The organism is Mesorhizobium sp. M0243 (assembly GCF_040321775.1).
Classification (GTDB): Bacteria; Pseudomonadota; Alphaproteobacteria; order Rhizobiales; family Rhizobiaceae; genus Mesorhizobium.
Genome location: NZ_JAMYSF010000005.1, coordinates 271725 through 289853, shown reverse-complemented (window position 1 = coordinate 289853; position 18129 = coordinate 271725). Strand labels below are relative to the sequence as shown.

Below are 18129 nucleotides of genomic sequence, written 5' to 3'. Positions count from 1 at the left end.
CGGCGAAGACAGCATTACGATCCCCGAGCATTCCCGTTGAGGAGGTCCCATGATCGTCGACAAAGCCAATGCGGCGCTGGATTCCGTCTACACGGCCGACACGCCGGAAGCGCTTGAAGAGGCCTATGCCGCATGGGCCGCGACCTATGACACCGAGACCGCCTCGCTCGGCTACCTCCTGCCTTTCCTGATCACCGCCTGGGTGGCGCGCCATGTGCCGGCGGGCGATGGCCCCTTGCTCGATGCCGGCTGCGGCACCGGCCTGTCGGGACCGTCGCTGAAGGCGCTCGGTTACCGCGACATTGCGGGGCTGGACCTCTCGCACGATATGCTGAAGATCGCCGGCAGCCGCAATGCCTACAGCGAACTGAAGCAGGCAATGCTGGGCGACACGTTGCCATGGCCTGACGGCCACTTCCGCGCCTTCTTCTCGACCGGCGTGTTCACCATCAGCCATGCGCCGGCCTCTAGCCTGCACGAGTTGGTGCGCATCACCCGCAAGGGTGGCCATGCCATCTTCACCGTGCGTGACCAGGTGTTCGAAAGTGGCGGCTTTCAAGCCGTGTTCGATGAGCTGGAGCAAGCTGGGAAATGGCGACCGGTCGAGGAAAGCCCGTGGTTCCGCTGCTATGCGATCGCCGAGCCCGAAGCGCTGGTGAAGACGTTTGTGTTTGAAGTGATCTGAGCGGAGAGGTTTGGGTTCTGCGAAGACACGCCGCAATTGCCGAAAACCCAAAACATTGGTATGAGCCACGCCATGGAAGAGCTTTTTGGCGATCCGGCCTACAAGGGGTTCGTGCTGCAGGACAGGAAACGCCTGCCGTCGCGCTTTTCCGCGCGCGTGTCCGGGGCGCTGACCAGCCGACTACCCTAGGCCGACCTGTCCAGGTCGTTTTCGCCGGGCCGCAAGTCAGGCGTCTGCTCTTTCCCATTCTCATATCGACGGATTTACGCACATGAGCGCACCGCGCACCCTCTACGACAAGATTTTCGACGACCATGTCGTCGACCGCCAGGACGACGGCACCTGCCTGCTCTACATCGACCGCCACCTGGTCCATGAAGTGACCAGCCCGCAGGCCTTCGAAGGCCTGCGCATGACCGGCCGTAAAGTCCGACATCCGGAAAAGACGCTGGCCGTGGTCGATCACAATGTCTCGACCTCACCCGAGCGCAAGTTCGGCATCAAGAACGAGGAAAGCCGTATCCAGGTCGAGGCGCTGGCCAAGAACGCCAGGGATTTCGGCGTCGAATATTATTCCGAGAACGATATTCGCCAGGGCATCGTCCACATCATCGGTCCGGAGCAGGGCTTTACTCTGCCCGGCATGACCATCGTCTGCGGCGACAGCCACACCTCGACGCATGGCGCTTTCGGCGCGCTGGCGCATGGCATCGGCACGTCCGAGGTCGAGCATGTTCTGGCGACACAGACGCTGATCCAGCGCAAGGCCAAGAACATGCTGGTGCGTGTCGACGGCCAGCTGCCGCAGGGCGTCACCGCCAAGGACATCATCCTGGCTATCATCGGCGAGATCGGCACCGCCGGCGGCACCGGCTATGTCATCGAATATGCCGGCGAGGCGATCCGTGCCCTGTCGATGGAAGGCCGCATGACGATCTGCAACATGTCGATCGAAGGCGGTGCGCGCGCCGGCCTTATCGCCGCCGACGAGACGACCTTCGCCTATGTCAAGGACAAGCCTCGCGCGCCGAAGGGCGCGTCCTGGGATGCGGCACTCGAATACTGGAAGACGCTGCAGTCTGACGAGGGCGCGCATTTCGACAAGGTGATCGTGCTCGACGCGGCCAAGCTGCCGCCGATCGTCTCCTGGGGCTCGTCGCCCGAGGATGTGGTGTCGGTGCAAGGCATCGTGCCGAACCCGGACGACATCGCCGATGAAAACAAGCGCACCTCCAAGCAGCGCGCGCTCGACTATATGGGGCTGACGCCGGGCACCAAGATCACCGACATCACGCTCGATCGCGTCTTCATCGGTTCCTGCACCAATGGCCGCATCGAGGATCTGCGCGCCGTCGCCAAGGTGGTCGAAGGCAAGACGGTCAGCCCGCATGTCGATGCGATGATCGTGCCGGGTTCCGGCCTGGTCAAGGAACAGGCGGAAGCCGAAGGTCTCGACAAGATCTTCCTCGCCGCCGGTTTCGACTGGCGCGAGCCGGGCTGTTCGATGTGCCTGGCGATGAACGACGACCGGCTGAAGCCGCATGAACGCTGCGCCTCGACCTCGAACCGCAATTTCGAGGGCCGGCAAGGGTTCAAGGGCCGCACCCATCTGGTGTCGCCGGCGATGGCGGCCGCGGCGGCGATTGCCGGCCACTTCGTCGACATCCGGGAGTGGAAGTAACCCGGATTTGAACAGAACCCGAGCCTCGCCCGGCTCGGGTCAGCTCTTTCCGTCGCGGCGGACGAGTTCGTGGAACTCCTCGCGGCGTCCCGGCTGTTCGGCCGCGACCACAAGCGCAAGCTGTTGTTCCTCGAAGAGCTTGAACCATTCGTCCCATTCGACGAGCTCATAACCTCCCGCATTGAGCGGCCGTTCAGGCTGGTCCTGGTCCTGATAGGCATGCTGGCCGAAGACCAGCCTCAACATGGGCTGCGTCCCCGCCTCCGGCGATATGTCGACGATTGCGGGAAAGCCGGCGCGCCCGGCAGCCCATGAGCGGATCGCATCGTGGTTGGTCAGTGTGATTGTGTCGGCCATGGGTCGCTCCAGATTGTGAACGGAGGAACGCTGACCGGAGACTGCGGTTCCCTGACATTATTTTGAGGCGGCGGTCCTGCTTGCCGCATGGCTTAACCGCTTGTTTGGGCTTGCCCTCTAAGCTCTTCCCTGACGTAAGCTAGGGGAAGTCACAGTCGGTTGGACACGGGTCTGCTCATTGCGCTGCTCAACCCGACGATCGCGCTGGCGCTCGGCGCGGCGTTCCTTGTGCTATGGTCCTATCAGCGCCACCGCCCCTATCTGGCCGTTCTGGCGATCAGCTACAGTCTCTCGGCGGCTGGCTTCCTGCTCCAGTATTTCACCTTGCCCATCGGGATGCCGCTGACCAAGCTTACGTCGAACATCTGCTTCACCATCGCTGCCTGCTGCCTGTCCAGCGCCGTCATCCACCGTTATGGCCGCAAGGTGCCCTCTGTGGGGATCGCCGTGTTGGCGGGCGGCGGCCTGGCGTCGTTATGCTGGTTCCTGTTCGTCGCGCCGGATCTCACCTGGCGCATCCTGGCGATGAATTTCGCATTCGGCGGCATCAGCCTTCTGGTTGCCGCCGAACTGCGCCCGGTACGCAACAACGGCCCGACCGAAAAAATCCTGTTCGTGCTGTCGCTGCTGTCGGGCGTCAATTTCTTCGTGCGCACCCTTGCCGTCGTCATCGCGCATGGGCCCTTCGCCAGCTATGACGGGTTCTATGGCTCGTCCTACTGGACGACGGCGCTGCTGTCGCACGCGCTGCTCTCGCTGCTCATCGCGCTGTGCCTGTTTTCCGCCGCGGCACTCGACGTGTTGAAGGCATTGAAGACCGAGACCTATACCGACCCCCTGTCGGGCCTGCTCAACCGGCGTGGCTTCGAGGAGCGAGGCATGCTGCTCTTGCAGCACTGCGCCTCGGCCCGGTTCCCGGTCGCGCTAGTGCTGGCCGACCTCGATCATTTCAAGGCGCTCAACGATGTGCATGGGCATGGGGCGGGCGATCGGGTGATCGCCGACTTCGCCGCCAAGCTTCGGTCGGCGGCCGGCGCGCGCGGTGTTGCCGGGCGTATCGGCGGCGAGGAATTCGCGGTGCTGCTGCCCCTCAGCGATCTTGCGGCGGCGCGGCTGTTCGCCGAAGCGGTGCGCACCGTCTATTCGGCCGGCCATGTCGACGGGCTTCCCCCAGGAACGAAGGTGACGGCAAGCTTCGGCGTGGCGGCCCGCAGCGGTGGCGAGGCGCTGGAGCCGCTGATGCGCCGTGCCGACGATGCGCTCTACAAAGCCAAGAAGAACGGCCGCGACAGCGTACGCCTGTCCTATGAGCGGCCGGAAACGGCGTTCCTGCCGGAGCCGCTCAAGACCGGCTGAATCTGTCCGGGCGGGACGGCGTTAACGTCTTCTTCGCCCGTCGATGATTAGCTGTCGGCGCGGGTGCGGGAGAACATGAGCGGCGCCAACTTCATCCTGTTGATCAATCTGTCGGTTGCCGGCCTGCTGGCGGCATCCTTCATGGCGGTCGCCTTCCACGATGTCGGCCGGGCGCCGGCGCGCTGGCTGGCATTTGGCTATCTGCTGGGCATGGCCTATTCGGCCATCGAATTCTCCATTCCCGCTTTTTCCGACGCGCGGCTCCCGGTCGTTGCCGCCTTCGCGGTCTTCCTTGGCGCCACCATTGCGTTCAATGGCGGGCTTGCCCGCAAATACGGCGTGGCGCCGCCCTGGAAGCCGATGCTGTTTTTCCTGTTGGCCACCACCATAGCCGTGTATTTCGTGCAGGACCTGCCTCGCCAGTCGCTCATCCGCATCATGGCTTACCAGCTTCCCTATGCGGTCATGCAGTTCGTCGGGCTGGCCATCGTCTGGTCATCGAGGCAAAAGCTTGCCCGTCTCGATCGCATATTGATGGCCGTGCTGGCGGCGAGCGGCCTGCAGTTTGCCTCCAAGCCGTTCATCGCGCATGCGCTCGGCGGCTGGGGCGCCAATCCGCAGGCCTATCTGCAAAGCAACTACGCGCTGGTGTCGCAATCGCTCGGCACTGTCTTTGCGCTGGCGCTGGCGCTGCTGATGCTGGCCATCCTGGTTCGCGACGTGCTTGCCGAAGTGACGTCGAAGTCGGAGACCGACACGCTTTCGCGCCTGCTCAACCGCGGCGGCTTCACCCGCCATGCCGAGCTGGCGGTGCTTGGCGCGATGCGGCAAGGCGTGCCGGTCGCGCTGGTCATCGCCGACCTCGATCATTTCAAGAGCGTTAACGACAGTTTCGGCCATGCGTCAGGCGACCGGGTGATCGAGATTTTTGCAGGCTTCCTGCGCGAAGCCGCCGCCGCGCATCACGTTGCGGGCCGCATTGGCGGCGAGGAGTTCGCCATCATCCTGCCGGGAACCAACCTTGCCGCAGCGCGGCTGTTCGCCGAGGGCACGCGCAGCGCCTTTGGCGGGCTGCCCATCGACGGGCTGCCGGCTGACAACCGCTGCACCGCGAGCTTCGGCGTCGCCGAACTTCATCCGAGCGAAGGCTTTGCCGATCTGATGCGGCGCGCCGACCAGGCGCTCTATCAGGCGAAGAATGCCGGGCGCGATTGCGTGCGCGTCTCCGCCGGGCCTGCCGGCAACTGGTCGTCAGCCGGAATGGAAGCCAGAGCAATTTCAGGAAAAGTGTGAAACGGTTTCCCGGGAAAAGCGCATGGCGCTTTCCCTTGGGAAATTGCGTCCAACAAAGAGTCTAGCGGCAGGGGCTGAGCTCGGGCATCTCGCCATCGGAGAGACCGTACATATAGGAGCGGCCCTTCACCAGCACCGGCGGCCGGTAGCAATCGCTGTATCCGCTGATCTCGTCGGCTTCGTTCTCGTAGATCACCTTGGGCTGGCCGGCGCTGGTGTAGTCGGATAGCTGCTTGGCCAGCCTGCCTTCGCCGACGATGATGCGCTTGTAGCCGGCGGCGCTGTCGACGACGAGGTTGCCGAAGGAATCAGCGTAGACACGATCCTGATGCCGGGCGCCGGCGAGCGCTGGCGCTGCAAGGCCAACTACCGAGGCCGCTACGATGAGCGCCGCAAGGCGCGATCTGCCTGAATTCGAACGCATGGCGTCCTCCGTGTCTTGAGGGAAAGCCTCCTCGAATCAGAAATTAACGTTTTCTTAACCTTTGTTAAGAGGCCGGTGCGTTTGGCGGCAATGTCTCGGTAAACATGGTTAATATCCGTTAATATCCGACTGGATGGAAAACCCGTGGCCATCATTCGGCCATGCTCGGCCGCACCATCGCGGCTGGTGTCCGTCTCGGCGTCGGGATGACCTTGATCTTGGCAAAGCATCGCGGCTGGTTTGCCGCGCGGGAGGACAGCATATGACGCTACGCCGGCCGAATTGGGTGTCCGTTTTCCCGTTGCTCGGGGTCGTCGCTGGCTGTGTGCCACAGGACAGCGCGCCGAAGGCGGCCAATACCGTCGTCGTCTCACCTGCGCCGGCTCAGCAGTCCGTCGAAGCCGCGGCGCCTCCGGCAGCTGCAATCAAGATCATCACCGACCTTACCGCGCCGCGATCCGGCATAGGCGCGGCCACCTACAGATGCGGCAACAACGGTATGATTTCCATCCAAAATCTTGGCACGTCGTTGCGTGTGGTCGGGTCCGACGGCGCGACCGAGGAGTTTGCGGCGTCGCCCGCCAACCAGAGCAGCCGCTACCAGGCGGTCACGCATGACGCAATCGTGATCGACGGACGCGAGGCGTTGGTGATGAAGAAGGGGTCGACGCCGCAGACCTGCAAACGCTGACGCCAATCTCAACACCGCTGGGCCCTTGGGTCAGACATGTTGCACTGCAGCGATATCGAGCCGGCTTCGGGCCTCCCGGCCTAATCGATTGAAGCCCAAGCCGGCCCTTTTAGTCAGACTAAATTACGTTTTCGAAACGGTTTTCTGGCTTTGACGCGGTGCAAAAAGAGCATTAGAAACCGGCTGTCCGAAGTCGCAACCGGAAGCGGCAATGCCGCATTTCCACCTGAGGCTCCAGAGAGACGCCGAACTGGGGGAGCCATGAGCAAATCACCAGCCACCCGCGAATTTGTCAGACGTGAACGGCCGATTTCGCCGCACCTCACCGTGTACCGGCCGCCGATCACCATGACGATGTCGATCATTCACCGCATCACCGGTGGCGCGCTGTATTTCGGCACGCTGCTGGTCGCCCTGTGGCTGATGGCGGCGGCAAGCTCGCAGGCGACGTTCGATTGGGCCAATTGGGCCTTCGGCACCTGGCTCGGCCGGCTCATCCTGTTCGGCTACACCTGGGCGCTGATGCATCATATGCTGGGTGGCGTGCGCCATCTGGTCTGGGACACCGGCGCGGGTCTGGAGAAGCATACCGCCTCGAAGATCGCCTGGGCGACGCTGGCCGGCTCGATCCTGCTCACCCTGCTGATCTGGATCGCCGGCACTATGGCGCGGGGAGCCTGACCATGAGCGGCAAAAACACCGACATGCGCACGCCGCTGGCGAGGGTCCGCGGCCTCGGCTCCGCCCGTGAGGGCACCGGGCATTTCTGGCGCCAACGCCTCACCGCGATCGCCAACATCCCGCTGATCCTGTTCTTCGTCGGCTTCCTGATCGCGCTCAACGGCGCCGACTACGCACATGTGCGGGCAGCTCTTGCCAACCCGTTCGTGGCGCTAGTGATGGCCCTGGTGCTCATTTCCGGGCTTACCCATATGCGGCTCGGCATGCAGGCGATCATCGAGGATTACGTGCATGGCGAAGGCATGAAGCTGGCGCTGATCGCGCTCAATACATTTTTCACCATAGCGGTCGGCGTCGCCTCGATCTTCGCCCTGCTCAAGCTGGCATTCGGAGGCTGAGTTGGCCAAGGACGCGAAACAAGCCAACACGGCAGGCTATACCTTTGTCGACCACAAGTTCGACGTGGTGGTCGTTGGCGCCGGCGGCGCCGGCCTGCGCGCCACGCTCGGCATGGCCGAACAGGGGCTGCGCACCGCCTGCATCAGCAAGGTGTTCCCGACCCGCTCGCACACGGTGGCGGCGCAAGGGGGCATTGCCGCCTCGCTGTCCAACATGGGTCCCGATTCCTGGCAGTGGCACATGTACGACACCGTCAAGGGCTCGGACTGGCTGGGCGATGTCGACGCCATGGAATATCTGGTGCGCGAAGCGCCGGCCGCGGTCTACGAGCTCGAACATTACGGCGTGCCGTTTTCGCGCACCGAAGAGGGCAAGATCTACCAGCGGCCGTTCGGCGGCCACATGATGAACTATGGCGACGGCCCGCCGGTGCAGCGCACCTGTGCCGCCGCCGACCGCACCGGCCACGCCATCCTGCACACGCTCTACGGCCAGTCGCTGAAGAACAACGCGCAGTTCTTCATCGAGTATTTCGCGCTCGACCTGATCATGGAGCCGGACGGCACCTGCACCGGCGTCGTCGCCTGGAACCTCGATGACGGCACCATCCACCGTTTCTCCGCCAAGATGGTGGTGCTGGCGACCGGCGGCTATGGCCGCACCTATTTCTCGGCCACCTCGGCGCACACCTGCACCGGCGACGGCGGCGGCATGGCCGCGCGGGCAGGGTTCCCCCTTCAAGACATGGAGTTCGTGCAGTTCCACCCGACCGGCATCTATGGCGCCGGCTGCCTGATCACCGAGGGCGCACGCGGCGAGGGCGGCTATCTCGTCAACTCCGAGGGCGAGCGCTTCATGGAGCGCTACGCGCCGTCGGCCAAGGACCTTGCCTCGCGCGACGTCGTCTCGCGCTGCATGACGCTGGAAATCCGCGAGGGTCGCGGCGTCGGCAAGAACAAGGACCACATCTTCCTGCATCTCGACCATCTCGATCCCGCCGTCCTGCATGAGCGGCTGCCGGGCATTTCGGAATCGGCCAAGATCTTTGCCGGCGTCGACCTGACCAAGGAGCCGATCCCGGTGCTGCCCACGGTCCACTACAATATGGGCGGCGTGCCGACCAATTACTGGGGCGAGGTGCTCAATCCGACGGCGCTCAATCCAGACCAGGTGTCGCCCGGATTGATGGCTGTCGGCGAAGCCGGCTGTGCCTCCGTGCATGGCGCCAATCGGCTCGGTTCGAATTCGCTGATCGATCTTGTGGTGTTCGGCCGCGCGGCCGCGATCCGCGCCGGCCAGGTCATCGACCGCAAGTCGGCCATCCCTTCGCCCAACGAAGCCTCGGTCGAAAAGATCATGGACCGCTTCGACCGGCTCCGCCACGCCAACGGCTCGACGCCGACAGCGGTGCTGCGCGAGAAGATGCAGAAGGCGATGCAGGAAGACGCGGCGGTGTTCCGCACGCAGGAATCGCTGGAGAGCGGCTGCAAGCGCATTTCGCAGCTCTGGGGCGAGTTGAAGGACATCAAAGTGTCCGACCGCTCGATGATCTGGAACTCCGATCTGGTCGAGACGCTGGAGCTGGAAAACCTGATGGCCAATGCCATCACCACGGTCTACAGCGCCGAGGCGCGCAAGGAGAGCCGTGGCGCGCACGCACGCGAGGACTTTTCGGCGCGCGACGACGCGGTCTGGCGCAAGCATACGCTGGCCAGGCTGAGCGAAGACGGCAAGGTGACGCTCTCCTACCGGCCGGTGCACACTGAGCCGCAGCTGGCTGAAAAGGACGGCGGCATCAGCCTCGCCAAGATCGCGCCCAAGGCCAGAGTGTATTGAGGATCGAACATGGTTGAACTCACGCTCCCCAAGAATTCGCAGATCAAGCCGGGAAAGACCTGGCCCAAGCCCGAGGGCGCCACCAATCTGCGGGAGTACCGCATCTATCGCTGGTCGCCGGACGATGACGAGAACCCGCGCATCGACACCTATTTCGTCGACATGGACGATTGCGGGCCGATGGTGCTCGACGCGCTGCTGTGGATCAAGAACAAGATCGACCCGACGCTGACCTTGCGGCGTTCCTGCCGCGAAGGCATTTGCGGCTCCTGCGCCATGAACATCGACGGCTCCAACACGCTCGCCTGCACCAAGGGCTGCGACGACATTTCCGGCGCGGTAAAAGTCTACCCGCTGCCGCATATGCAGGTGGTCAAGGATCTTGTGCCGGACCTCACCAATTTCTATGCCCAGCATGCCTCGATCCAGCCCTGGCTGAAGACGGTGTCGCCGGAGCCGGCCAAGGAGTGGCTGCAGAGCCATGAGGACCGCGAGAAGCTCGACGGGCTCTACGAATGCATATTGTGCGCCTGCTGCTCGACCTCGTGCCCGAGCTATTGGTGGAACGGCGACCGCTATCTCGGTCCGGCAACGCTCTTGCAGGCCTATCGCTGGCTGATCGATAGCCGCGACGAGGCCACCGGCGAGCGGCTCGACAACCTCGAAGACCCGTTCCGGCTCTATCGCTGCCACACCATCATGAACTGCGCGCAGACCTGCCCGAAAGGCCTCAACCCGGCCAAGGCGATCGCCGAGATCAAGAAGATGATGGTGGAGAGAAGGGTTTAGGCCCTGAATGAAGCGGCTACCTGCTGATTTTTCGCCGGACGCCGTTGCGGCAGTCCGGGCGCGACTCGACCTGGTGCGAACCCAAGGTGTGACGATCCTGTTCGCCATCGAAAGCGGCAGTCGCGCCTGGGGTTTCCCGTCTCCCGACAGCGACTATGATTGCCGCTTCGTCTATGTCAGGCCGGTGCCCGATCACCTCGTGCTGGAACAAGCACGCGACGTGATTGAATTTCCTATCGAAGGCGAGATCGATGCCGGCGGCTGGGATCTGCGCAAGGCCTTGCTGCTGGCGCTCGGCGGCAATGCGGTCATCGTCGAATGGGCAAAGTCACCGATCGTCTATGAGGAAGTCGCGGGATTTCGCCGGCGCCTTCTCGACCTGTTGGCTGAGATCGTCGATCCGGCAAAGGTTTCGCATCACTATCTCGGACTTGCACGGTCGCATGTCGCCAAGATCGGCAGTTTCTCTGGCGAGGTGAAGCTGAAGAAGCTGTTTTATCTCATTCGGCCGCTGGTAGCGCTGGACTGGATGGAGCAGCACGGCTTTGCCAGCCTGCCTCCGATGAATCTTGGCGAGTGCCTCGACCAGACCGAGATACCCGCACGGGCATGCGACGAAATCCGCAGCCTGATCGAGCGGAAAAGCCAGACGCGGGAGATGGGGTCCGGTCTCACCCCGACGGCAATCGCGCGCTACCTTGAGGCCCGTTATGGACACTATGAAATGAATCTTGCTGGCACGGTCAGGGATGAGGGCCGCCAAGCGCACAATCGAGCCCTTGCAACCGATTTTTACCGCCGGGAGGCTGAACTTCAATGAGCGATGACCTTCCCATCCTTTCCCCCATCGAAGCCCGCATCCTCGGCTGCCTGATCGAGAAGAAGGAGCTGACGCCGGATGTCTATCCGCTGACGCTCAACGCGGCACTGGCCGCCGCCAACCAGAAGACGGCGCGCGAGCCGGTGATGGCGCTGGAGCAGACCGAGGTGCATCGGGGGCTGAAGCTGCTCGAACAAAAGGGGCTGGTGAGGCAGATGTTCGGTTCGCGTGTCGAGCGCTACGAGCATCAGATGGCGCAGCGCTTCTCGCTGACCACGCCGCAGACCGCTTTGATCGGCCTGCTGTTGCTGCGCGGGCCGCAGACGGCCCATGAATTGTCGGCGCGCACCGAGCGCATGGCACGGTTTTCGTCGATCGAAGATCTGCGCGCCGAACTCGACATGCTGATCGGCCGCCGACCGCCACTCATCCAGGAAATCCCGCGAGGACCGGGCCAGCGCGAGGACCGCTACGTGCATCTCCTCAGCGGCCCGGTGGACGTTGCCGCCCTTTCGGTGCAGCGAAGTGCATCGGCCCTGCCTGCTTCCGACCTGGACGCGCGGTTGGAGGCACTGGAGCAGGAAGTCGCCGCACTGCGTGCTCGCCTGGACGCGCTGGGAGCATAGGCCGGCGCGCGCCTGGCGTTCGCGCCGGGTCTTTACACGGATGCAGCGCTTTCAGCCGAGCCGGGCATCAAGCGATACGTTTATGGCGCCGAGCGCCTTCGAGACCGGGCATCCGGCCTTGGCCTTTTCAGCCAACTCCCCAAATTTCGCCGCATCGATGCCAGGCACCTTGCCGACCACGGTGAGTGCGCTCCCGGTGATCCCCGTGCCGGGAACCAGCGTCACCACGGCCTTGGCGTCGAGTTCGGCGGCGGGGGTGCCGTTCTCGGCCAGGAAATGCGAAAACTGCATGGCAAAGCAGCCGGCGTGCGCGGCGGCGATCAGTTCTTCCGGGTTGGTGCCGGATTTGCCGCTTTCGTCCTCGAAGCGTGCCTTGAACGAATAGGGCGTGCCTTTCAGGGTCCCGCTCTGGGTGTCGAGCGTGCCTGTGCCCCCTTTCAGATCGCCTTTCCAGATGGCGTTTGCGGTGCGGTCCATGAATTCCTCCTTGTTACAGCGGTGGCGCCGGCCAGGCGGCGTTCCTCCCAACTATAGCGCGGGCGCGAGGGAAGGCCACCGCGCTGTTTGTGCGCGCATGCAGCGCCGGCGGACCGCGCCGAATCTTTTTTGAAAGAATGTGCGTGGAAAAATGTCGACTTGCATCGGCCCCGACCGTCCTGCGGGCGACCACGGATTCTCGTGGCGGATGGAGGTTCGGATGAACAATCTGTTTTCTGCTCATTGGACAAGCACCGGCCGAAGGGCTGATCTAGGGGAACGCGACCCGCTGCATGTGCCGCCCTCCGGCTTCGGCCGGCTGCTTGCGGCAGTTGCCATTATCGGCATTGCGATCAGCCTTCTCGATCATGTTGCTGCCGGCAAGGACTCAACCGATATCGTGATCGCCTATGGTTCGTCACAGCAAGGGAGCTGGAAATGAGATATGTCTGTCTGGTCTATGGCGAGGAAAAAGACCTCCATGCCATGACGCCGGAGCGTCTGGCCAAGCTCGATGCCGATTCCATGGCTCACGACCGGTCATTGGATCGGCGTGGGATGCTGATCGTCGCACAGGCGCTCCAATCGGTGAAGACGTCGAAGACGCTGCGGCGACGCCAGGGCAAGCGGCTGATCACCGACGGCCCGTTCGCCGAAACCAAGGAGCAGTTGCTCGGCTTCGTCATGATCGAGGCGGACAATCTCGACCAGGCGCTGGAGATCGCTGGCGAGATCCCGCTGGCCGAAATAGGCACTATCGAGGTGCGGGCGATCTACGATGTGCCGGGGTCATAGCCCCCGCCATGTGCTACAGCCACGCGGAAACCAAGACATTCGATTGAACGATCGTCCTGGTTCATTTCGTGCGCAACTTTTGCGTGTTGAAGCAAGGCGAGAGTTCTCCTATCGTCGCCGGGGTTCTTGGGGATTTCGACATGCCTTTCCTGATTGCTATCCTTGGCGTGATGGGCGCGGCGGCGTTCTGGTGGTACCGGATGAAGGCCATGAACGAGGCCGCGCGTGACGTTGCGGACGTTGTCGGGCGCGTACAGGGCAACATCCGCCGCAAGAAGCTGCGCAAGCAGGCAGCGCTGTCGCCGCTGACGGCGATCGATGATCCGGTCGTAGCGGCGGCTACGCTGATCACGTCGATCGTCTCCGAGGATGGGCCCATACTGCCGCAGCGCGAGGCCGTCATCCGCGCCGTGATTTCCGAGATCGCCGACAAGAAGAAAACGGACGAAGCGGTGGTCTACGCCAAATGGGCGGCGTCACAGATCGACGACACCACAATCGTCATCGACAGACTGGCGCCGTTCCTGCGCGAGCGTCTGGATGTCGCCGAGCGAAACGATCTGCTGCAGATGGTCAACCGGGCCGCCCAGGGCGGCGAGAAACGCCTCGAAATATCCGACCAGAGGATATTGCGGCTGCGGCAGAAGCTGGGTTTTGAGGTCAATTGATCGCATACCTTGGCGATTGGCGGAAACGCCCATCGCTTTCGTCATCCTGGGGCGGAGCAAGGAGCGAAGCGACGCGGCGCAGACCCCGGGATCCATGCCGCGACTCAAACGCGTCATCACGGTGCAGAATTCTGCTCCGCTGCATTCTTCAGCCAAGGTCGCGGCATGGATCCTTGGGTCTTCGCTCCGCTTCGCGTCGCTACGCCCAAGGATGACGACGTTGGGGATGCTGGCCGCGGGTCAAATCGCCTCGCCCTTCAACAGTCTTGGCGTGCCGGCGGACAGTCCCGACGCCTGGCGGATGAAGAATTCCTTCAGGCGCGGCATGCGTTCGACGAGGCCGAGGCCGATGTCGCGGACGGTGCGCAGCGGGCCGATATCGTTGGAAAACAGCCGGTTCAGCGCGTCGGTGGTGACACCCATCTGCACCGTGTCGAAGCGGCGCCACTGCTGGTAGCGCTCGAGCACGTCGAGCGCTCCGATATCCTGGCCGAGCCGGTCGGCCTCGACGATCACCTCGGCAAGGGCTGCGACATCCTTGAAGCCGAGATTGAGGCCTTGGCCGGCGATCGGGTGGATGCCGTGGGCGGCATCGCCGGCGAGCGCGATGCGGGGTGCGACGAAGGCACGCGCAATGGTCAAGCCGAGCGGCCAGGCGCGCGGCTTGTCGGCGACGCGGATTTCGCCAAGCTTCAGGCCAAAGCGCTGTTCGAGTTCGTGTTCGAAGAGGAGATCGTCACCGGCCACCAGCTTCTCGGCGTCGGGCGTACGTTCGACCCAGACGATCGACGAGCGGTTGGTGCCGTCCTCGCCGGGCTTGAGCGGCAATGTGGCGAAGGGGCCAGCCGGCAGGAAATGCTCTTCGGCGCGACCATTGTGCGGGCGTTCATGCGCCACCGTGCAGACGATGCCGGACTGGCCATATTCCCACTTCACCGTCTTGATGCCGGCCATGTCGCGCAGCTTCGAGTTGACGCCGTCGGCGGCGACCAGCAGCCGGGCCTTCAGCGTCGCGCCGTCGGCGAGATGCACGGTGATACCGGCGCCGTTGGTCTCGAACCCCTGCACGGCGACGCCTTCGATGATGTCGATGCCGAGTTTTTCGGCACTGGCCCGCAAGGCGCCGTTCAGCACCCTGTTGGCGACCATATGCGCAAAAGGCTCGCCCGGCGCCACTTCGCCGTCGAAGGTCAGGAAGACCGGACGCACCGGATCGGCGGTGCGCGAATCGGTGATAATCATCTCGGTGATCGCCTGCGCCTGGGGCACGATCTCGGCCCACACGCCGAGCTGGTCGAGCATGCGGCATGCGGCGGCGGCAATGGCCGAGGCGCGGCCATCCCTTTGCCAGGCGCCAGCAGGTGCGGCATCGACGAGAGCGATGGCTAGACCCGGTCGCGCCTGCTTCAGCGATATGGCGGCGGCCAGGCCGACATAGCCGGCGCCGGCGACCAGGACATCGAGCCCAGATCTTGTTTTCGCGTTTGCCCCGGTTTTCGTGTCCGCCTTGCGTTCCATCATCTTCGCTCCTGCGCGCCGCCGGGCCCTGCACCCTTGACTGCCTGTCCGTCCTGTCGGAAACCGCCATAACACTTCTACGACGAGGGCGCGAAATATGACGGCAGCCATGGACGAGCTTCTCGGCATTCTCGACCTCGAGAAGCTGGAACACAATCTGTATCGTGGTCGCAGCCCGCTGCTCGACTGGCAGCGCGTGTTCGGCGGCCAGACCATCGCCCAGGCGCTGGTGGCGGCGCAGCGGACAGTGGATCCCGATCGGTACGTGCATTCGCTGCACGGCTATTTCATGCGGCCTGGCGACACCAAGGTGCCGATCGTCTACGAGGTCGACCGTATTCGCGACGGCGGCTCCTTCACCACGCGGCGCGTGGTAGCGGTCCAGCACGGCCAGGCGATCTTTTCGCTCGAAGCCTCGTTCCAGCAGGATGAGGTCGGCCTGGAGCACCAGGTGCCGATGCCGCAGGACGTTCCGGGGCCGGACACATTGCTGTCGCAGCGCGAATTGCTGGGCAAATTCGGCGAGGCGGTGCCCGATGGCATCAAACGCTACTGGGAGCGCGACCGGCCGATCGAAATGAAGCCGGTGATGCTCAAGCATTACACCAGCCGCGAAAAACTGGAGCCAAAGCAGAACATCTGGATCCGCACCACCGGTCCGGTGCCGGCGGACCGCGCCATCCAGGCGGCGGTGCTCGCCTATCTTTCCGACATGACACTGCTCGACACATCGACCTTCGCGCATGGCCGCGCCATTTTCGACCGCGATATCCAGGCGGCGAGCCTCGACCACGCCATGTGGTTCCATCGCAGTCATGCGCTCGACGACTGGATGCTCTACACGCAGGACAGCCCGTCGACACAGGGGTCGCGCGGCTTTACGCGCGGGTCGCTGTTTGCCCGCGACGGCACGCTGATTGCCTCGGTTGCGCAGGAAGGGCTGATCCGGCTCAAGCGATCGCCTGCAGAGTAGGCATTTTTCAAAATTTGCCCAATTTTTAAGCAGATGCATCGCCGCAGCTATCAACAGGTTGCGTCGGAACGCTCCTCAATCTCTTTGTTTACAATGGGTTAACACACTGCTTCCGCACTTGGCACGGAGCTTGAATCCTCGTGGGCACTCTCCGGCTTTTTAGGATCGGTGAAGGTGTGCAAACGCGGGGGACCGCAACAGCGAAGGGTGAAACCTTATGAAAATTGTGATGGCAATCATCAAGCCGTTCAAGCTCGACGAGGTACGCGAAGCGCTTACCGCCGTCGGCATCCAGGGCCTGACCGTCACCGAAGTCAAAGGCTACGGGCGTCAGAAAGGGCATACGGAGATCTATCGCGGGGCGGAATACGCGGTCAGCTTCCTGCCGAAGATCAAGATCGAAGTCGCGGTCAGTGCCGACATGGTCGACAAGGCCGTCGAAGCCATCACCGCAGCCGCCAAGACCGGCCAGATCGGCGACGGCAAGATCTTCGTTTTCGGCATCGATCAGGCGGTGCGCATCCGCACCGGCGAAACAGACACCGACGCGCTCTGAGCGGCGATCACGTATTCCAATGGAGAGTTCAATGAATATTCCTTCCACCTTGAAGTCAGCGGCGCGCTCCGCGCTGCTCGGCTCGTTCGCGCTCGGAGCATTGGGCACGGTCGCCGCATTCGCGCAGGAAGCGGCTCCCGCCGCGGCCGCAGCAGCGCCAGCTTTCACCGTCGACAAGGGCGACACCACGTGGATGATGGTTTCCACCGTTCTGGTGCTGTTGATGACGGTTCCCGGTCTTGCGCTTTTCTACGGCGGCCTGGTTCGCAGCAAGAACATGCTGTCGGTGCTGATGCAGGTCTTCACCATCACCAGCGTGGTCATGATCATCTGGGTTTTCTACGGCTACAGCCTCGCCTTCACCCCGGGCAACGCCTTCGTCGGCGGCCTTTCCAAGATGTTTCTCTCCGGCGTCGATGTGACGACCCTGTCGGAGACCTTCACCAAGGGTGTCGCCATTCCTGAACTGGTGTTCGTCGTCTTCCAGATGACCTTCGCCTGCATCACGCCGGCCCTGATCGTCGGCGCCTTCGCCGAACGCGTCAAATTCTCCGCTTTGATCCTTTTCGTCATCCTGTGGGTCACTTTCATCTACTTCCCGATCGCTCATATGGTCTGGTTCTGGGGCGGCCCGAGCGCTTATAGCGATCCGACGGGCCTCATCTTCAGCTTCGGCGCTATCGACTTCGCCGGCGGCACGGTCGTTCACATCAATGCGGGCATTGCCGGCCTCGTCGGCGCGCTCATGATCGGCAAGCGCAGCGGCTACAAGAAGGATCTCATGGCGCCGCACTCGATGACGCTGACCATGGTCGGTGCTTCGCTGCTGTGGGTCGGCTGGTTTGGCTTCAACGCCGGTTCGAACCTTGAAGCGAACGCCTATGCGGTGCTGGCCATGATCAATACCTTCGTCGCCACGGCGGCGGCGGCGGTCACCTGGATCGTGCTTGAATCGGTGCTGCGCGGCAAAGCCTCCATGCTTGGTGCTGTTTCGGGTGCGGTGACCGGCCTCGTCGCCGTCACGCCTGCTGCCGGCTTTGCCGGCCCGATGGGCGCCATCGTGCTCGGCATCGTCGCGACCTTCGTCTGCTACTTCTTCGTCTCGGTGGTGAAGAACGCGTTCGACTACGACGACAGCCTTGATGTCTTCGGCGTCCACTGCATCGGCGGCATCATCGGCGCGCTCGGCACAGGCATCCTGGTCAATCCTGCCCTCGGTGGCGCCGGCATTGTCGACTATTCGACGGCCGACTTTGCTGCCGGCTATGCCGGCACGGCCACACAACTCCTGGCGCAGGCCAAGGGTGTCCTGGTGACCCTGTTGTGGTCGGGTATCGGCAGCGCCATCCTCTACAAGATCGTCGACCTGATCATCGGCCTGCGTCCGACAGCCGACGCAGAGCGCGAAGGCCTCGACCTCACCTCGCATGGCGAAGCGGCCTATCACTCGTAAGCCCTGTGCGAGGCGGCCTCGGCCGCCCCGCATTCTCCCATCCCGTCGTGA

At 63.4% G+C, this 18129-nt stretch carries 21 protein-coding genes; 17 read left to right on the top strand and 4 right to left on the bottom strand.

Translation table 11 applies throughout. The annotated features are described in order from the left end of the window. Window positions 1-49: 49 nt before the first annotated feature. Both NKJ11_RS09400 and leuC read left to right on the top strand, forming a co-directional pair. Window positions 50-685 carry a class I SAM-dependent DNA methyltransferase gene (locus tag NKJ11_RS09400; RefSeq protein WP_352555123.1) on the top strand — a complete coding sequence of 212 codons (636 nt, stop codon included), beginning with the start codon at window positions 50-52 and terminating at the stop codon, window positions 683-685. 271 nt (window positions 686-956) lie between these two features. Beyond that, window positions 957-2366, top strand: a complete 1410-nt coding sequence (gene leuC / locus NKJ11_RS09395; RefSeq protein ID WP_023811262.1) for a 3-isopropylmalate dehydratase large subunit — start codon at window positions 957-959, stop codon at window positions 2364-2366. Window positions 2367-2405: 39 nt separating this feature from the next. On the opposite strand, the gene NKJ11_RS09390 is transcribed toward leuC, so the two are convergent. Then, window positions 2406-2723, bottom strand: coding sequence for a hypothetical protein (locus NKJ11_RS09390; RefSeq protein ID WP_352442073.1), 318 nt, complete (start codon window positions 2721-2723; stop codon window positions 2406-2408). Window positions 2724-2882: 159 nt separating this feature from the next. Between NKJ11_RS09390 and NKJ11_RS09385 the strand changes: the two genes are divergently transcribed. Then, window positions 2883-4079 (top strand): GGDEF domain-containing protein, encoded by a 1197-nt coding sequence (locus NKJ11_RS09385; protein ID WP_352555124.1) that lies wholly within the window; start codon window positions 2883-2885, stop codon window positions 4077-4079. A gap of 75 nt (window positions 4080-4154) precedes the next feature. Beyond that, window positions 4155-5372, top strand: a complete 1218-nt coding sequence (locus NKJ11_RS09380) for a GGDEF domain-containing protein (RefSeq protein WP_352793128.1) — start codon at window positions 4155-4157, stop codon at window positions 5370-5372. 61 nt (window positions 5373-5433) lie between these two features. Here the strand turns inward: NKJ11_RS09380 and NKJ11_RS09375 are convergent, their stop codons facing one another. Beyond that, window positions 5434-5796 (bottom strand): hypothetical protein, encoded by a 363-nt coding sequence (locus tag NKJ11_RS09375; RefSeq protein WP_352793127.1) that lies wholly within the window; start codon window positions 5794-5796, stop codon window positions 5434-5436. A 262-nt stretch (window positions 5797-6058) separates the two neighbouring features. On the opposite strand from NKJ11_RS09375, the gene NKJ11_RS09370 reads away from it, so the two are divergent. From NKJ11_RS09370 to NKJ11_RS09340, 7 genes are all read left to right on the top strand, one after another. Beyond that, a complete protein-coding gene (locus tag NKJ11_RS09370) occupies window positions 6059-6487 on the top strand; it encodes a hypothetical protein (protein WP_352793126.1) in 429 nt (142 codons plus the stop codon). 261 nt (window positions 6488-6748) lie between these two features. Beyond that, complete coding sequence (sdhC, locus tag NKJ11_RS09365; protein WP_128304249.1) at window positions 6749-7168, top strand: succinate dehydrogenase, cytochrome b556 subunit; 420 nt, start codon at window positions 6749-6751, stop codon at window positions 7166-7168. Between the two features lie 2 nt (window positions 7169-7170). Continuing rightward, complete coding sequence (sdhD, locus tag NKJ11_RS09360) at window positions 7171-7566, top strand: succinate dehydrogenase, hydrophobic membrane anchor protein (RefSeq protein WP_128304248.1); 396 nt, start codon at window positions 7171-7173, stop codon at window positions 7564-7566. A gap of 1 nt (window position 7567) precedes the next feature. Further along, window positions 7568-9403 carry a succinate dehydrogenase flavoprotein subunit gene (sdhA, locus tag NKJ11_RS09355; RefSeq protein ID WP_352793125.1) on the top strand — a complete coding sequence of 612 codons (1836 nt, stop codon included), beginning with the start codon at window positions 7568-7570 and terminating at the stop codon, window positions 9401-9403. A 9-nt stretch (window positions 9404-9412) separates the two neighbouring features. Continuing rightward, window positions 9413-10192 carry a succinate dehydrogenase iron-sulfur subunit gene (locus NKJ11_RS09350; RefSeq protein ID WP_013528877.1) on the top strand — a complete coding sequence of 260 codons (780 nt, stop codon included), beginning with the start codon at window positions 9413-9415 and terminating at the stop codon, window positions 10190-10192. A 7-nt stretch (window positions 10193-10199) separates the two neighbouring features. Continuing rightward, on the top strand, window positions 10200-11012 hold the full coding sequence (locus tag NKJ11_RS09345) for a nucleotidyltransferase domain-containing protein (protein ID WP_245472976.1): 813 nt from the start codon (window positions 10200-10202) through the stop codon (window positions 11010-11012). Further along, entirely contained in the window at window positions 11009-11638 is a 630-nt protein-coding gene (locus tag NKJ11_RS09340) for a YceH family protein (protein WP_352793124.1), read from the top strand. The genes NKJ11_RS09345 and NKJ11_RS09340 overlap by 4 nt, the downstream gene beginning before the upstream one ends. A gap of 51 nt (window positions 11639-11689) precedes the next feature. Here the strand turns inward: NKJ11_RS09340 and NKJ11_RS09335 are convergent, their stop codons facing one another. Next, window positions 11690-12115 carry an OsmC family protein gene (locus NKJ11_RS09335; RefSeq protein WP_023811251.1) on the bottom strand — a complete coding sequence of 142 codons (426 nt, stop codon included), beginning with the start codon at window positions 12113-12115 and terminating at the stop codon, window positions 11690-11692. Window positions 12116-12335: 220 nt separating this feature from the next. Here NKJ11_RS09335 and NKJ11_RS09330 point away from each other — a divergent pair, with 220 nt between their 5' ends. From NKJ11_RS09330 to NKJ11_RS09320, 3 genes are all read left to right on the top strand, one after another. After that, window positions 12336-12557 carry a hypothetical protein gene (locus NKJ11_RS09330; RefSeq protein ID WP_352677521.1) on the top strand — a complete coding sequence of 74 codons (222 nt, stop codon included), beginning with the start codon at window positions 12336-12338 and terminating at the stop codon, window positions 12555-12557. Further along, window positions 12554-12910 (top strand): YciI family protein, encoded by a 357-nt coding sequence (locus NKJ11_RS09325; RefSeq protein ID WP_352772628.1) that lies wholly within the window; start codon window positions 12554-12556, stop codon window positions 12908-12910. The genes NKJ11_RS09330 and NKJ11_RS09325 overlap by 4 nt, the downstream gene beginning before the upstream one ends. Window positions 12911-13050: 140 nt before the next feature. Beyond that, a complete protein-coding gene (locus NKJ11_RS09320; RefSeq protein ID WP_352793123.1) occupies window positions 13051-13578 on the top strand; it encodes a hypothetical protein in 528 nt (175 codons plus the stop codon). A gap of 240 nt (window positions 13579-13818) precedes the next feature. Here the strand turns inward: NKJ11_RS09320 and NKJ11_RS09315 are convergent, their stop codons facing one another. Next, window positions 13819-15096 (bottom strand): ubiquinone biosynthesis hydroxylase, encoded by a 1278-nt coding sequence (locus NKJ11_RS09315; RefSeq protein WP_352793153.1) that lies wholly within the window; start codon window positions 15094-15096, stop codon window positions 13819-13821. Window positions 15097-15193: 97 nt separating this feature from the next. Between NKJ11_RS09315 and tesB the strand changes: the two genes are divergently transcribed. The 3 genes from tesB to NKJ11_RS09300 all read left to right on the top strand — a co-directional run bounded on the left by tesB (window position 15194) and on the right by NKJ11_RS09300 (window position 18078). Beyond that, window positions 15194-16069: an acyl-CoA thioesterase II gene (gene tesB, locus NKJ11_RS09310; protein ID WP_013528888.1), complete on the top strand. Its 876-nt coding sequence runs from the start codon at window positions 15194-15196 to the stop codon at window positions 16067-16069. A 217-nt stretch (window positions 16070-16286) separates the two neighbouring features. Then, the gene (locus tag NKJ11_RS09305) at window positions 16287-16625 is read left to right on the top strand and encodes a P-II family nitrogen regulator (RefSeq protein ID WP_013528889.1); all 339 of its coding nucleotides are present in this window, start codon (window positions 16287-16289) and stop codon (window positions 16623-16625) included. Window positions 16626-16656: 31 nt separating this feature from the next. Then, window positions 16657-18078 (top strand): ammonium transporter, encoded by a 1422-nt coding sequence (locus NKJ11_RS09300; RefSeq protein WP_352793122.1) that lies wholly within the window; start codon window positions 16657-16659, stop codon window positions 18076-18078. Window positions 18079-18129: the final 51 nt, after the last annotated feature.

Bases quoted from the DNA above. Each gene is read 5' to 3' on its own strand.
- NKJ11_RS09400 (WP_352555123.1), top strand. From the start codon at position 50: ATGATCGTCGACAAAGCCAATGCGGCGCTGGATTCCGTCTACACGGCC.
- leuC (WP_023811262.1), top strand. From the start codon at position 957: ATGAGCGCACCGCGCACCCTCTACGACAAGATTTTCGACGACCATGTC.
- NKJ11_RS09390 (WP_352442073.1), bottom strand. From the start codon at position 2,723: ATGGCCGACACAATCACACTGACCAACCACGATGCGATCCGCTCATGG.
- NKJ11_RS09380 (WP_352793128.1), top strand. From the start codon at position 4,155: ATGAGCGGCGCCAACTTCATCCTGTTGATCAATCTGTCGGTTGCCGGC.
- NKJ11_RS09375 (WP_352793127.1), bottom strand. From the start codon at position 5,796: ATGCGTTCGAATTCAGGCAGATCGCGCCTTGCGGCGCTCATCGTAGCG.
- NKJ11_RS09370 (WP_352793126.1), top strand. From the start codon at position 6,059: ATGACGCTACGCCGGCCGAATTGGGTGTCCGTTTTCCCGTTGCTCGGG.
- sdhC (WP_128304249.1), top strand. From the start codon at position 6,749: ATGAGCAAATCACCAGCCACCCGCGAATTTGTCAGACGTGAACGGCCG.
- sdhD (WP_128304248.1), top strand. From the start codon at position 7,171: ATGAGCGGCAAAAACACCGACATGCGCACGCCGCTGGCGAGGGTCCGC.
- NKJ11_RS09350 (WP_013528877.1), top strand. From the start codon at position 9,413: ATGGTTGAACTCACGCTCCCCAAGAATTCGCAGATCAAGCCGGGAAAG.
- NKJ11_RS09345 (WP_245472976.1), top strand. From the start codon at position 10,200: ATGAAGCGGCTACCTGCTGATTTTTCGCCGGACGCCGTTGCGGCAGTC.
- NKJ11_RS09340 (WP_352793124.1), top strand. From the start codon at position 11,009: ATGAGCGATGACCTTCCCATCCTTTCCCCCATCGAAGCCCGCATCCTC.
- NKJ11_RS09335 (WP_023811251.1), bottom strand. From the start codon at position 12,115: ATGGACCGCACCGCAAACGCCATCTGGAAAGGCGATCTGAAAGGGGGC.
- NKJ11_RS09330 (WP_352677521.1), top strand. From the start codon at position 12,336: ATGAACAATCTGTTTTCTGCTCATTGGACAAGCACCGGCCGAAGGGCT.
- NKJ11_RS09325 (WP_352772628.1), top strand. From the start codon at position 12,554: ATGAGATATGTCTGTCTGGTCTATGGCGAGGAAAAAGACCTCCATGCC.
- NKJ11_RS09320 (WP_352793123.1), top strand. From the start codon at position 13,051: ATGCCTTTCCTGATTGCTATCCTTGGCGTGATGGGCGCGGCGGCGTTC.
- NKJ11_RS09315 (WP_352793153.1), bottom strand. From the start codon at position 15,096: ATGGAACGCAAGGCGGACACGAAAACCGGGGCAAACGCGAAAACAAGA.
- tesB (WP_013528888.1), top strand. From the start codon at position 15,194: ATGACGGCAGCCATGGACGAGCTTCTCGGCATTCTCGACCTCGAGAAG.
- NKJ11_RS09305 (WP_013528889.1), top strand. From the start codon at position 16,287: ATGAAAATTGTGATGGCAATCATCAAGCCGTTCAAGCTCGACGAGGTA.
- NKJ11_RS09300 (WP_352793122.1), top strand. From the start codon at position 16,657: ATGAATATTCCTTCCACCTTGAAGTCAGCGGCGCGCTCCGCGCTGCTC.